The following is a 12,532-nucleotide window of genomic DNA, read 5'->3' as shown; positions in this document are numbered from 1 at the left end:
AGATTAGAACTGCAAATTAATTTGCCGCCGTGAGGCGACAGCGTCACCGGCTTCATCCGTCGCCGGCGCGTATTGCAAGGTATAGGCATACTCCTGCGCAGCCTGGGCAACATCGCTGCGGCCGCTGGAATTGCTGATAATGTCTGCCGACGTAACGGAACCGGCGGCGCTGATTACGATAGAAAGACTCACCTGGCCGTGAATGCCCTGGCGGGCTGCTGCAGGGACGTTAAAATCTCCCGACGCAAGGAGATGGGCTTTTTGTGCCGGTCTGGGCGCCCTGGCGCCGGAGCCTGCCCCGTCGCCGCTGCCACTGTCGTCACCCGTACCGCTGCCGTTTCCCTGTCCGGCTGAGGCAGTACTGCCTGCTGCACTGCTGCTATCGGAAGCCGCGCCGGCGCCGGCAGCCTGAACGGTCTTTGCCTGCTCCCTTTGTGCATCAGTCTGAGCCGCCTTATCCGTGTACGTTTCTGTAATAGGCGGTGCTCCGGAGGGGATGGCAATAGCCGGACTGCCACCGCCCTGAGGCGACGTAGAAAGGGAGTTTTCGTCGTAAACCATGACCTCTGTATAAGACGGTTTATGAGGCGCGTGAACGTACGTAAAGAGACCGCAGGCACTGAGGACCACAAATATCGTTGCGTGGACAGCGACAGTTGCCGTCAAGGCCAGCCGTTTGTCCTTGCGGGCCGTCATTGTCCCTGCTCCCCGCCGGCAGCCAGACCAAAGCGCGTGATGCCGGCGTTCTTTAAGTGATCCATGAGGACCATGACCTGGCCATAATCCAGGCTTTGGTCGGCCCGGATGACGACGACGAAATTCGGGTTCGCCTCTTTTTCAGCCTGTACCGCTGCCAGCAGGTCTGCTTCTTTCATGGCCCGGTCGTCGAGCCAGAGGCTGCCATCCTTTTGCAGGGTAATGACACTCGATACGCGGGCCTGCTGCTCGGCATGGACGGCCTGGGGCAGCTGGACGGGCATGGTCTTTACATGGACCATGTAGAGCGTGCTGATCATAAAGAAGACGAGGAGAAAAAACATGATATCGATCATGGGGATGATCATGACGGCCGGTTCCCTAAAGGAGCGGCGATCCCGTAATCTCATGATTTCCGCCCCACTTCCCAGGCGCTAAAGCACGTTTCCATATCCGTAATGATCCGTTCCAGGCGCTGTGTAAAATACGCATGGACGGCCAGGGCCAGGACGGCCACACAAAGGCCAAAGGCCGTGGCAATGAGGGCTTCGCCAACACCGCCGGTAATGGCCACAGCCTGGCCGGATTCAATATTGAAGATACTAAAGGAACGGATCATGCCGCTGATAGTGCCCAAGAGGCCCAAGAGGGGCGCCATAGTGACGATGACGCTGAGAAAATATAAGTGCTGCCGGAAACGGGCAATGGCAATGCCGGACTCCATTTCCATATAGGCTGCCGGCTTTGCACCGGCCTTGCCGCTGAGGACAGTCTGTAAGATTGCCGCCAAGGCACCGTGGCCCTGGGCAATACAGGCTGCAGCCTGACTGGCATCCCCCTGGCGCAGGACGTGGCTGCAGCGCTCGGCAAAGTCGCTGCCCGCATCCATACGGCGGAAATAGAGGCCCCTTTCGACGGCAAAATAGACGACTACAAGCGAACAAAGAAGCAAGACGTACATGACGATGCCGCCCTGTTGAAACATGAGAATTCCCTGATAAATACCTTCCACAATATGACTCCCTTATAGTGAATGCTAACGTGACACAAGACGAGGCAGACTGCATTCTGTCAGCCTGCCCCATACTCTTCTGTTATCTCCTATTTCGTGCTTTCCAGCGCTGCTACAGCTTCATTAGCCCGTTCGACAAAGAGCTGCCGTACAGCCGTGTTTTCACCGAGGCCGTGGATATACGGCGAAACGGTAAAACCATTCTGTTCGAGAATGCTCTTATGGGAATCGGCGTCAGCACCAGCCATGTCATTGTTGGCGTGGTCACCGGCGACCATCATCATCGGCATGAGGATGACGTGCTTGATACCGGCTTTCTTCAGCTGCGGAATCACCGTGTCGAGGTGCGGCCAGCCTTCAACGGAATAGACATAGACCTGGCCGTAGCCAGCCGTTTTCAAGCGGTCCTGGAGGACGGAATAATAGGCATTGGCCGGATGAGGCGTACCGTGGGCCATGACCAAAATGGCGTCTTGTTTGCCTAGCTTAGGAAATTGGCTGGCAAAGGCCGTCACAAATTCACTTAGGTCGTCACGCTGGTCTTCCTGGCCCATCCAGTATAAGAGCGGCGTCGCCAGGGTCATCTTTTTGAAATCGTGCTTATAGCTATTGAAGATGGCTTTGTCGTAGTCATATTCCACGCCGGGAATGACATCCAGCGACGCAATAGCCACGCGCGTATAGCCTTCGGCCTTGAGCTGTTCCAGGGCTTTTTCCGGCGTCGGAATGGTAAGGCCTTCATGGGCTTTGATGCGGTCGACGATAATATGCGACGTAAAGGCGACGACGACCTTCGTCTGCGGATGGGCTGCCTGAATGGCTTTAACCGTTTCATCAATCGTAGCCTGACGGCTCTTGGTATAGGTCGTACCAAAGCTCATAACCAGGATAGCATCCTTATTTTCCAGGCTTTGCAGGTCCGGGTTATTGTAGGTCAGGACACCTAAGGACGTAGCCTCCTTGAGGGCCGGCGTCACGTCCTTTACCTCTGGACTTAAGGTGTACGCAGCGTGGACGCTGTTGTCCAGCCAGAATGGAGCCACAGCCAGGCAGGCCAGAGCTAAGGCAGCTACTACATGTTGTTTCTTGTGCATCGCAATCTCTCCTTTTCTACCGGCGCCTGGGCAACAAAAAAGCCGCGCTGGAATCTCCGCGCGGTTTGTCAGGTTTCCTTTACAGGCTAACACAAAAAATCTCCTCCCCATCGCTCGCAGGTCATACCGGTGATCACAATCAGGCAGTTCTTCTGGCTTGGCTTCATGGCTCTACTGCGCCTTCCCATGTAGCTACGGCTACACAGTGACGTTTCCTGCAGTATCACTCGTCCTTACAGCGGCGGGACCGCGCCGGCTTATACCGGCTTTTCTATTGAGTCTTACGACACCTGATTTACTATATACATTTACATTTAAAACTATACCACAGGGCACATAGCGCGTCAAACCTAATATAAGGAATTCGAATACTGCTATAGGCTTTTCGCCGGGCCCGGCAAGACAAAAAACACGTCCTCCTGCAAGCGAAGGCCTGCGCGGAGGACGTGACGTAGTGCAGAGCTTGACTTATTCAGCCTTATTCTCTGCTTTTCTTTCTTTAATTCTGACAGCCATCTTGTAGATGAAAGCACAGAGTACGAGATAGGCAACGATGCCCAAATACGTAGCAGCCGGTGTAGCTTCCCAGGCTTTCATAAACCAGTCGATACCGGCAATGTGCAAGACGGCACTGATGAGACTGCCAATAGCGCCGCCGGCGACGAAGCCCGACGCAACGGTGCTGCCTTCGCTGAGGCGCAGCTCGTTAATGGCGTCGTCCTTGCTGCTGTGCGATACGAGATAGGAAACGATACCACCGACGAGAACCGGCGTATTAATCCCCATAGGCAGGTAGGCGCCGAGGGCAAAGGCCAAAGGCGGAATCTTAATCATCCAGAGGATGACCGCAAAGAAAGCACCAGCCATGTAAAGCGGCCACGGTGCTTCGCCGCCACCCATCATGGGCTGTACGATCGCCGCCATGGCGTTGGCCTGCGGTGCCTGGAGGGCACCTTCGCCGGTAAAACCATAAGCGTTGTTGAGCAGGATAATGACGCCGACAGATACGAAGGACGCCAGGACGATGGATACGAGCTGCCATTGCTGCATTTTCCGCGGTGTCGCACCGGTCAGGTAGGCAACCTTCTGTTCCGACATAAAGTTACCGGCAACAGACAGAGTTGAGCACAGGAAAGCAGCCATCATGAGGATGGCAACGATGCCGCTGTCGCCGCTCATGCCGACGCTGGCCATGATGACGGCCGAGACGATGATCATGAAAATGGTCATGCCGGAAACCGGTTCATTCCCTGTAAAGGCAATGGAGCTGATGCCGACAACAGAAAGCATGAAGGCGAAAATCAGGACGATGACGAAGGCCAGAAGGGTCTGGGTCAGGTTTTCCGAGCACGTAAGGTGGAAGAAAACCGTAAAGAGGACGACCATGAGGAACGTACCGATGACGAGGTAGTTCATGGGAATATCCTGCTGCGTCCGCAGGAGCTTTTCCTGGCCGGCAGCACGGGACGAGAACATGTCCGTTGCCGCTTTTTTGACGACGCCGCCGACGACCTTGCTCATAGAAAGAAGGCCGATGACACCGGCCATAGCCAGCATGCCAATCCCGATATGGCGCACGTACTGGTTGAAGACGGCCGTTACAGGGGCGTTGGCCAGGAGGACCTGCTGCCCTTTGATAACCATCAGGTGGTCGCCGCCGAGGTAATAGACGACGGGAATGCAGACGACCCAGGCAAAGAAGGAACCAGCAGCAATAATGCAGGCGTAGCGCAGACCCGTGAAGTAACCGATCCCCAAGAGCGCCGCGTCGTTATCCAGGCTGAAGAGGAGCTTATGCTTGTCGGCCAGGGCTGTGCCCCACTGGAAGGTCGTCGTCGTAATGACTTCTTTCCACCAGCCCAGGGAATTGAGGACGAAATCGTAGCACATGGCGATGAAACCGCTGAGAACCATGAGTTTGGCAGCACCGCCTTCATTGCAGGCCAACACCTGCGCCGCAGCCCGGCCGGATGGGAAGGGATAGGCCTTGTCCATTTCTTCGACGAAATAGCGGCGGAACATAGTCGCCAGGAAGACGCCGAGGATACCACCTAAGACGATCGGCGTGACCATTTCCCAGTAGGAAACGCCGTAAATATGCAAGATGAAGAGGGCCGGCAGAATAAACATCGTACCGCCCAGAATGTTCGTACCGGCACTGGCAATGGCCTGGATATGAACTGTTTCAGGAAAAGCGTTTTTGCGCTTGAAAAGAACAGCCATGCCCATTGCCAAGACCGATACAGGCGCAAAGGCGTCGACGGTCTGACCGATTTTCAAGCTCAGGTAGCCGACGGCCAAGGCGAAGAGGGCGGCAAAAAACATACCCCAGCCTACGACGTAGGCGTTGATTTCCTGATACTCTTTATAAGGCGACATGGGCGGATTGTACTCTTCCGCCGGTCGCGTTTCGTGCTCTGACATGCAAACAACCTCCTGTAGCTATATTTCAGCAGGACGCCCGGCATGAGGAACGGCCTGCAGTCCGCTTATTTCAAGTTTTCCGGATTCAGGCCCTGAAGTTCAGGCAGGACGAAAATACCGTCTTTGCGGACGAGTACGTCATCGAGCCAGATTTCACCGCCGCCACAATCGGCACCTTGACGGCAAATGAGGTCCCAGTGAATAGCAGACCGGTTGCCGTTGAAGGCATCGTCATAGGCGTTGCCGGCTGTAAAGTGGAAGCTTCCTTTGATCTTTTCGTCGAAGAGCGTATCCTTCATGGGGAAGGTTACATACGGGTTCATACCAAAGGAAAATTCGCCAATATAGCGGGCTCCTTCATCCGTATCGAGGATGGCGTTGAGCTTTGTCGTGTCGTTCGCTTCGGCTTTGATGATCTTGCCGTCTTTAAATTCAAAATGAATGTTTTCAAAGGTCGTACCGTTCTGGAGGCTCGGCGTGTTGTACGTCAAATAGCCGTTGACGGAATCCTTCACCGGCGCGGTGTACACTTCCCCATCGGGAATGTTCATGCGGCCTGAGCACGTCACAGCCGGGATACCTTTGATGGAGAACGTAAGGTCCGTGCCAGGGCCTACGATATGTACCTTATCTGTACGGTTCATGAGGTCGACGAGCGGTTTCATAGCTGCTTCCATCTTGCCGTAATCAAGGTTGCACACGTTAAAGTAGAAATCTTCAAAGGCTTCGAGGCTCATGTTGGCCAGCTGGGCCATAGCCTGGTTCGGGTAGCGCAGTACACACCATTTCGTCTTAGGCAGACGGATCTTCATGTGTACAGGGTTGTTAAAGTATGTCTGATAGAGGCTCATCTTGTCGTCCGGTACGTCCGCCAGTTCGGCCGTATTGCTATAGGCGCGGACGGCAATATACGCGTCTACATCGCTCATGCGGGCAGCTTCCCACTTGGCCATATAGTCAAACGATTCCTGCGTAGCGCCCTGATAGAGCGCCCGTTCAAGCTGCATATTTTTAAAGCTGATGAAAGGCAGGCCGCCGGCTTTATACGCTTCTTCTACGAGAGCTTTTGCCAAAGGCAATCCTTCGTCAAAGACTTCGATGAGCAGCTTTTCTCCTTTTTGCAGATGAACCGAATAGGTGATTAAGTTTTTTGCAAGAGTATGAATTCTTGGATCCATTGTACAAACGCCTCCTATAAAAAAGTAGCAACTTCTATACGTTACATAAGAAATTCAATACTTTCTCTGGCCCAGCCCTACCCCTTTGTCCCTTTCCTGCGCGTTCCCGGCACGCAAAAAAGACACGACGGCTGCGCCTGGCGGCGTCTTCCCCCGAATTACATCACCTCCATAGCTGAGTTCCTGCCATACACGAACGAAAAGGAACAGTTTCCTACTGTATGAGCCTGGCAAAACAAAAGAATACGGTGTTTTGCGCAAAAAAATAAAAGCCCTGGCAATGATAGATTTTTCTAGTCCGCAATGGTCTCATGCAACTATGCTATCACTGAAATGAATGAGCGTCAAATCTAGAAGGACGTTCAACGTTTTACCTCATTTTAACAATGAATTTAAGTAATATAAAGTTATGACGTCACAAGCAGCATATTTGATTAATTCTATTAACTAATTTCTCTATAACGCAAAAAAGATTTCCGACCCAAAAGGATCAGAAATCTTTTTATGCTTTTCGAAACGGTATATCGTCTCGCTGTATGATGCGTTCTAGTTATTAGAATGCATTGTGGCTGTATTCATAATAAAGGTCGTTCAGGACATCCATCTTTTCATTCATAACGATCATGAGATCCGATGCCGTGTCGTAATCTTCAGTAGCCAGGGCTTTTTTGATCTTCGTGAAGATGGACAGGCTCTTTTCTGTGTCACGGCCCAATTCTGTACGCAAGGAATTGATAACAGTCCAGCGTTCGACTTCGAGGGGATTCGTGTCAGCTTCTGTATGGAGCGGTTTGCATTCGATGACCGTATGCAGGTTTTCCGGAATGATGCGGTACTGCAATTCCAGAGCCCAACGTTTCAGTGCGCCAGCCTTGAAGGAGTCTACGAAACGTTTTTCGAAGGCGCCGCAAGCCAATTCTGCCACTTTTTCCGGGTATTCATCGAGAGCCTTGAAGTTTTCCCAAACGGTCTTCGGCGCTTTGCCGAACATGGCATCCCGTTCTTCTGCTGTGAAGGCTTCGAAGACGTCGACTTCACTACGATAGGCCCGGTCTTTTTCGAGGTAATCTGCAGCTTCGCCCGGTTTCTTGGACAATTCTGCGCACAGAGCAGCCGGTGTCTTGCCGCTGGACAAGGCATAACGGATACCGTCGAGAGCTGCCATGTAGACCAGGGAAATGGCAATATACGTATTGGTGAAGGCATTGGGAGCACGCAGTTCGAAACGCGTAGCAGCTGGTTTCTTCGTATTGCGGATGAGGCCGATGAGGACCGAACGGTTACGAGTCTGTACGTCCGGTGTTTCGCCACCCAGAGCCGTTACGATGCAAACAGGAGCTTCAAAGCCCGGTTTCAAGCGGTTCAGGGCATCATTGGTAGAAGAAACAAACGGGTTGATGACTTCGTAATGTTTCAGGATACCCATAATAGCGCCGTAGCCAAGGCTCGAGAGGAAATCCTTCTTCATGTCGTCCGGGTTGTAGAGGTTGACGAATTTGCCATTTTTCATGATGGCACCGATGCCGAAGTGCGTGTGTTCACCGCTGCCGGCTACGCCGTGGATCGGTTTAGCCTGGAAGGTAACTTCGAGGCCGTTTTCACGGAATACTTCGCGGACGATAACACGGGCGAGGATTTCGTTATCAGCCGTCTGAACGGGATCGCCTGTGTATTTCCAGTCGATTTCCAGCTGTTCAAGAACGTAAATGAGGTTACCGGAATCATCGATCTGTGCTTTGATACCGCCAACTTCTTTATGGCCCATTTCCGGTTCGAGACCGTACTGGCGGAGGCGTTCTACAGACTGTTCCAAAGCCGTACGAACGACGCCGTGCGTACGCTGCCAGTACTGTTCCTGGAGCTTCTGGGAAACGGACAGGCGGCGCGTTGCTACGTCCTGGCTCGGGCTCTTAACCCAGAATTCCAGTTCTGTTGCTGTCGTGAAGACGATCTTTTCGATGTCGTCTGTATTGATGGTCAGGCCGTTGACGCCATATTTTTTAACAATCTGGATCAGTTCGTCGTTTACATAATTCAGTGTATTGCGCAGGATGGAACGGGAATCGATATAGCCCGTAGCATGGCGCAGGAAGCTCGGAATACGCAGGGTACCGGTCGGTTTGCCTGTGTGTTCGTCAATGTTGTCGTAGTTATAGTCAATAATCCAGTTTACGCCCGGATCGGCTTTGATATCTACGCGGGCATTGGACAGTGTCGCAATGCCAGGCAGTACAACAGAGGAACCGTCGGTCTGGAAAGCTGTAGCGTTGAAGAAGTCATCATAATCTTCAAAGAATGTCGAGATAGGAATCTTTTCATCTGTGTCATTCCCAGCCAGGTCGACACCTACGAGGGAAACGAATTTGATTTCCGGATGCTGTTCGAGAAGGGCTAACACGCCTTCTTTGCCATACTGACCTGCAGGAATAACATAAACTAAATCTTCTTTTACCATACCTGATTTCCTCCTTAATTGAAAAAAAAGACTTCTCACCCCTGCGAAACAGAGGTGCGAAGTCTTCTTTGACTTTGTTTGGTGCATGACTTATTTTGTTTTGTAAATCATGGTACAATATTACAATCAATCAGTGGATTTGTCAATACATATTTATGATAAACACACTATTTGCCTTGTAAGATTTCCTTGACGGTCTGCGAAACGAGCTTGCCGTCTGCCTTGCCCTTTACCTGTGGCATGACCAGTTTCATTACATCGCCCATTTTAAGGCTTGCTACGTCCTGGCCGCTAATGGCATTACGGACAATCTGTGCAACTTCTTCAGGTGTAAGCTGTTTCGGCATGTACTTTTCCAGTACGGCGATTTCAGCCTGCGTCTGTTCGATGAGGTCGCTACGGCTGGCTTTTTCAAATTCAGCCAGCGATTCTTTACGCTGTTTCATTTCTTTCGCAATGACCACACCAACGCCGGCGTCGTCGAGGACGCATTTCCCGTCGATTTCCGTATTACGGATGGAACTCCGCACCATACGGATGACAGAAAGCTGTGTCTTACCGGCTTCTTTGGCCTTCATTGCTTCTTTCATGTCTTGAAGCAGTTGGTCTTTCAGAGACATTGTATCACCCTTCTTACGTTTGACGATTATGCTCTATACTTCCGTTTCCGTGCTGCTTCAGATTTCTTCTTTCTACGTACGCTCGGTTTTTCGTAATGTTCGCGCTTCCGAACTTCGGAAAGAACACCTGCTTTTTGGCAAGAACGCTTGAAGCGGCGCAGTGCGCTGTCCAAAGATTCATTTTTACCAACTTTGATTTCTGCCATTCTCTATCCCTCCCTCCAAAATGTATGTTAGGGAGTGCTTTACTGCACACATTGAAATTATACCCAAAAAGAGCATTTTTGTCAATCTGTTAATGCAGTTATAATGACAAGTCATAGCTGGTACAGCCCCGTAAAAGAGCCATTCCTTCCCTATTATAAGCCTGCTTCCTGACGGAGGACGTCGGCTTTATCCGTCTTTTCCCAAGGCAGATCGACGTCTGTACGGCCGAAGTGGCCATAGGCAGCAGTCTGGCGATAAATCGGGCGCTGCAGGTCGAGCATTTCAATGATGCCGGCCGGACGCAGGTCGAAGTGTTTGTTGATCAATTTGGTAATGACATCGTTTTCTACTTTGCCAGTACCAAAAGTTTTTACGTGAATGGAAACCGGGCGGGCTACGCCGATGGCATAAGCGAGCTGGATTTCTACTTTGTCAGCCAGGCCGGCAGCGACGATGTTTTTCGCTACGTAACGGGCTGCATAGGCTGCCGAACGGTCAACCTTTGTGGGGTCCTTACCGGAGAAGCAGCCGCCGCCATGACGGGCCATGCCACCGTACGTATCGACGATGATCTTGCGGCCTGTCAGGCCCGAGTCGCCCTGCGGACCGCCGATAACGAAACGGCCTGTCGGGTTGATGTAGAGCTTCGTCTTTTCATCGAAAAGGCCTTCCGGCAGAATCGGTTTAATAACGTGTTCGAGGAGATCCTTTTCGATCTGTTCCCGTGTTACTTCCGGGCTGTGCTGCGCCGAAATGACAATCGTGTCGATGCGGACCGGTTTGCCATCTTCGTATTCTACGGTTACCTGCGTTTTGCCATCGGGACGAAGGTACGGCAGTGTGCCGTCTTTACGAACCTGTGCCAGGCGGCGTGCCAGGCGGTGTGCCAAGGAAATAGGCAGTGGCATGTATTCCGGTGTTTCGTTCGAAGCATAGCCGAACATCATGCCCTGGTCACCGGCACCGATCGTATCGAATTTATCCTTTTCCCCTTCTTTGGCTTCCAGTGCTTCGTCTACGCCCATGGCAATATCAGAAGACTGTTCGTCCAGGGAGACAAGGATGCCGCACGTATCGCAGTCAAAACCATACTTTGCGCGGGTGTAGCCAATGTCGCGGATTGTTTCGCGGACGATGTGCGGAATATCGACGTAGCAGGTCGTAGAAATTTCCCCTACGACATGTACCATACCGGTCGTAACGAGGGTTTCGCACGCTACGCGGGCATTTTTGTCTTTAGCCAGAATTGCGTCGAGAATGCTGTCGGAAATCTGGTCGGCCATCTTGTCGGGATGACCTTCGGTAACGGATTCAGATGTGAAGAATTCGCGGTCTTTAGCCATTTGGTGGTTCCTCCTTTAAGTACTCTATATGCTGTCAGTGTTCATGTAGTTCCGTAAAAAAAAGCCCCTCAAAAGAGGGGCTTTTACACACCCATCTTCCAGTAGTTGCTACTGTTGGATTTAGCACCTTTCACGTGTATGAAGGTTGCTGCGGCATCACAGGGCCAATCCCTCCGCCGTCTCTTGATGGAACTATATTCTGTTTGACTTGTATTAGTATAAACGAAAGAGGACTAAAATGCAAGTACTTCGCATTAAAAAAGTAAACGCCTCTATTTGTCTTCCTGAGCTGCACATTTAGCAGCAACGAGCTTGGCAGCCCGGTCGACGATAATTTCAGCCAGTTCGAACTTGGTCATTTGCTGCAGCTCTTCCATCGTACCATCAGGGAAAAGGAGCGTGCCAATGTTCGTATCGCCCTGGAAGCCTGCGCCCTTGACGCTGACGTCGTTGGCAACGAGCATATCCAGGTTCTTCTTTTTCAGCTTGCCCTGGCCGTAAGCGAGGACATTCGTCGTTTCTGCGGCAAAGCCGACGAGGACCTGGTGCGTCTTGCGCTGGCCCAGACCGTAGAGAATGTCCGGGTTCTTTTCCAGGTTGATCGTCAATACGTCGTCGTTTTTCTTGATCTTATCCTTCGCCGGTGCAGCCGAACGGTAGTCCGCCACGGCAGCGGCCTTAACGACCAGATCGCAGTCATCATAGTAGGCATCGACAGCTTCTTTCATATCTCGCGTGCTGTTCACGTCAATGCGGCGGCTTACGCCGGCCGGTGTCGTCAGGTTATCTGTCGAACCACAGATCAATGTTACATCGGCGCCAGCCAGGACGGCAGCCTTGGCAATGGCAAAGCCCATGCGGCCGCTGGAATGGTTGCCAATAAAGCGGACCGGATCGATCGGTTCCCGCGTACCGCCAGCCGTGACGATGACCTTGCGGCCCTTGAGGGCCGTACCCATGCAGGCCACCAGTTCAATCTGGTCGACGATGGCTTCCGGTTCAGGCAGACGGCCTACGCCGATAATGCCACAGGCCAAATGGCCGCTGGCCGGTTCCATAATATGGTAGCCAAATTTCTTCAACTTGGCCATATTTTCCTGCACAATAGGATTGAGGTACATATTGCTGTTCATGGCCGGCACAAAGAGCACCGGTGCCTTCGTAGCCATAATCGTCGTCGTCAGCATATCATCGGCAATGCCGCCTGCTACCTTGCCCAGGACGTTGGCCGTAGCCGGCGCGACGACAAAGAGGTCGGCCCAGCGGGCCAAGGCGATGTGCTCTACGTTGAATTCCTGGACTTCGTCAAACATGTGGACCGCCACAGGGTTGCCCGTAATGTTGCGCAGTGTCAGGGGCGTAATAAATTTTGTCGCGCTTTCCGTCATGATGCATTTGACCTCTGCGCCGCGGTGACCTAGGAGGCTGGCAATCTGGGCTGCCTTAAAGGCCGAAATGCCGCCGGTAATGCCGAGGACAATTCGTTTGTGTTCCAGAAGCATG

General features: G+C 52.3%; 11 protein-coding genes and 2 riboswitches. All 11 genes read right to left on the bottom strand.

All coding sequences use genetic code 11. From position 1 onward, the window contains the following. Positions 1 to 3 precede the first annotated feature (3 nt). The 11 genes from H8J70_RS06545 to coaBC all read right to left on the bottom strand — a co-directional run bounded on the left by H8J70_RS06545 (position 4) and on the right by coaBC (position 12,531). Positions 4 to 696, bottom strand: coding sequence for a TonB family protein (locus tag H8J70_RS06545; RefSeq protein ID WP_186503059.1), 693 nt, complete (start codon positions 694 to 696; stop codon positions 4 to 6). After that, positions 693 to 1,106: an ExbD/TolR family protein gene (locus H8J70_RS06540; protein ID WP_186503058.1), complete on the bottom strand. Its 414-nt coding sequence runs from the start codon at positions 1,104 to 1,106 to the stop codon at positions 693 to 695. Before H8J70_RS06540 ends, H8J70_RS06545 begins: the two co-directional genes overlap by 4 nt. Further along, positions 1,103 to 1,708: a MotA/TolQ/ExbB proton channel family protein gene (locus H8J70_RS06535; RefSeq protein ID WP_186503057.1), complete on the bottom strand. Its 606-nt coding sequence runs from the start codon at positions 1,706 to 1,708 to the stop codon at positions 1,103 to 1,105. The genes H8J70_RS06540 and H8J70_RS06535 overlap by 4 nt, the downstream gene beginning before the upstream one ends. An 89-nt stretch (positions 1,709 to 1,797) precedes the next feature. Then, positions 1,798 to 2,802 (bottom strand): sirohydrochlorin cobaltochelatase, encoded by a 1,005-nt coding sequence (locus H8J70_RS06530; protein ID WP_186503056.1) that lies wholly within the window; start codon positions 2,800 to 2,802, stop codon positions 1,798 to 1,800. A gap of 125 nt (positions 2,803 to 2,927) precedes the next feature. Continuing rightward, a riboswitch (cobalamin riboswitch) is annotated at positions 2,928 to 3,111 on the bottom strand. A 159-nt stretch (positions 3,112 to 3,270) separates the two neighbouring features. Then, positions 3,271 to 5,226 (bottom strand): OPT family oligopeptide transporter, encoded by a 1,956-nt coding sequence (locus H8J70_RS06525; RefSeq protein ID WP_186503055.1) that lies wholly within the window; start codon positions 5,224 to 5,226, stop codon positions 3,271 to 3,273. A 65-nt stretch (positions 5,227 to 5,291) separates the two neighbouring features. Next, positions 5,292 to 6,404 (bottom strand): aminopeptidase, encoded by a 1,113-nt coding sequence (locus tag H8J70_RS06520; protein ID WP_186503054.1) that lies wholly within the window; start codon positions 6,402 to 6,404, stop codon positions 5,292 to 5,294. A 553-nt stretch (positions 6,405 to 6,957) separates the two neighbouring features. Next, on the bottom strand, positions 6,958 to 8,859 hold the full coding sequence (locus H8J70_RS06515) for a type I glutamate--ammonia ligase (RefSeq protein ID WP_186503053.1): 1,902 nt from the start codon (positions 8,857 to 8,859) through the stop codon (positions 6,958 to 6,960). A 167-nt stretch (positions 8,860 to 9,026) separates the two neighbouring features. Continuing rightward, complete coding sequence (locus tag H8J70_RS06510) at positions 9,027 to 9,479, bottom strand: GatB/YqeY domain-containing protein (RefSeq protein WP_186503052.1); 453 nt, start codon at positions 9,477 to 9,479, stop codon at positions 9,027 to 9,029. A gap of 26 nt (positions 9,480 to 9,505) precedes the next feature. Next, positions 9,506 to 9,685: a 30S ribosomal protein S21 gene (gene rpsU, locus H8J70_RS06505; RefSeq protein WP_059077465.1), complete on the bottom strand. Its 180-nt coding sequence runs from the start codon at positions 9,683 to 9,685 to the stop codon at positions 9,506 to 9,508. A 153-nt stretch (positions 9,686 to 9,838) separates the two neighbouring features. Then, positions 9,839 to 11,029: a methionine adenosyltransferase gene (gene metK / locus H8J70_RS06500; RefSeq protein WP_186503051.1), complete on the bottom strand. Its 1,191-nt coding sequence runs from the start codon at positions 11,027 to 11,029 to the stop codon at positions 9,839 to 9,841. Between the two features lie 88 nt (positions 11,030 to 11,117). Continuing rightward, a riboswitch (SAM riboswitch) is annotated at positions 11,118 to 11,222 on the bottom strand. Positions 11,223 to 11,301: 79 nt separating this feature from the next. After that, a complete protein-coding gene (coaBC, locus tag H8J70_RS06495; protein ID WP_186503050.1) occupies positions 11,302 to 12,531 on the bottom strand; it encodes a bifunctional phosphopantothenoylcysteine decarboxylase/phosphopantothenate--cysteine ligase CoaBC in 1,230 nt (409 codons plus the stop codon). Position 12,532 lies beyond the last annotated feature (1 nt).

Source organism: Megasphaera hominis (assembly GCF_014269395.1).
Classification (GTDB): Bacteria; Bacillota; Negativicutes; order Veillonellales; family Megasphaeraceae; genus Megasphaera; species Megasphaera hominis.
Note: the sequence above shows the minus strand (reverse complement) of the source record. Positions and strands in the feature narration are given on the sequence as shown.

Excerpts from the sequence above, each read along its gene's own strand:
- H8J70_RS06545 (WP_186503059.1), bottom strand. The coding sequence starts at position 696 with ATGACGGCCCGCAAGGACAAACGGCTGGCCTTGACGGCAACTGTCGCT.
- H8J70_RS06540 (WP_186503058.1), bottom strand. The coding sequence starts at position 1,106 with ATGAGATTACGGGATCGCCGCTCCTTTAGGGAACCGGCCGTCATGATC.
- H8J70_RS06530 (WP_186503056.1), bottom strand. The coding sequence starts at position 2,802 with ATGCACAAGAAACAACATGTAGTAGCTGCCTTAGCTCTGGCCTGCCTG.
- H8J70_RS06525 (WP_186503055.1), bottom strand. The coding sequence starts at position 5,226 with ATGTCAGAGCACGAAACGCGACCGGCGGAAGAGTACAATCCGCCCATG.
- H8J70_RS06520 (WP_186503054.1), bottom strand. The coding sequence starts at position 6,404 with ATGGATCCAAGAATTCATACTCTTGCAAAAAACTTAATCACCTATTCG.
- H8J70_RS06515 (WP_186503053.1), bottom strand. The coding sequence starts at position 8,859 with ATGGTAAAAGAAGATTTAGTTTATGTTATTCCTGCAGGTCAGTATGGC.
- H8J70_RS06510 (WP_186503052.1), bottom strand. The coding sequence starts at position 9,479 with ATGTCTCTGAAAGACCAACTGCTTCAAGACATGAAAGAAGCAATGAAG.
- rpsU (WP_059077465.1), bottom strand. The coding sequence starts at position 9,685 with ATGGCAGAAATCAAAGTTGGTAAAAATGAATCTTTGGACAGCGCACTG.
- metK (WP_186503051.1), bottom strand. The coding sequence starts at position 11,029 with ATGGCTAAAGACCGCGAATTCTTCACATCTGAATCCGTTACCGAAGGT.
- coaBC (WP_186503050.1), bottom strand. The coding sequence starts at position 12,531 with ATGCTTCTGGAACACAAACGAATTGTCCTCGGCATTACCGGCGGCATT.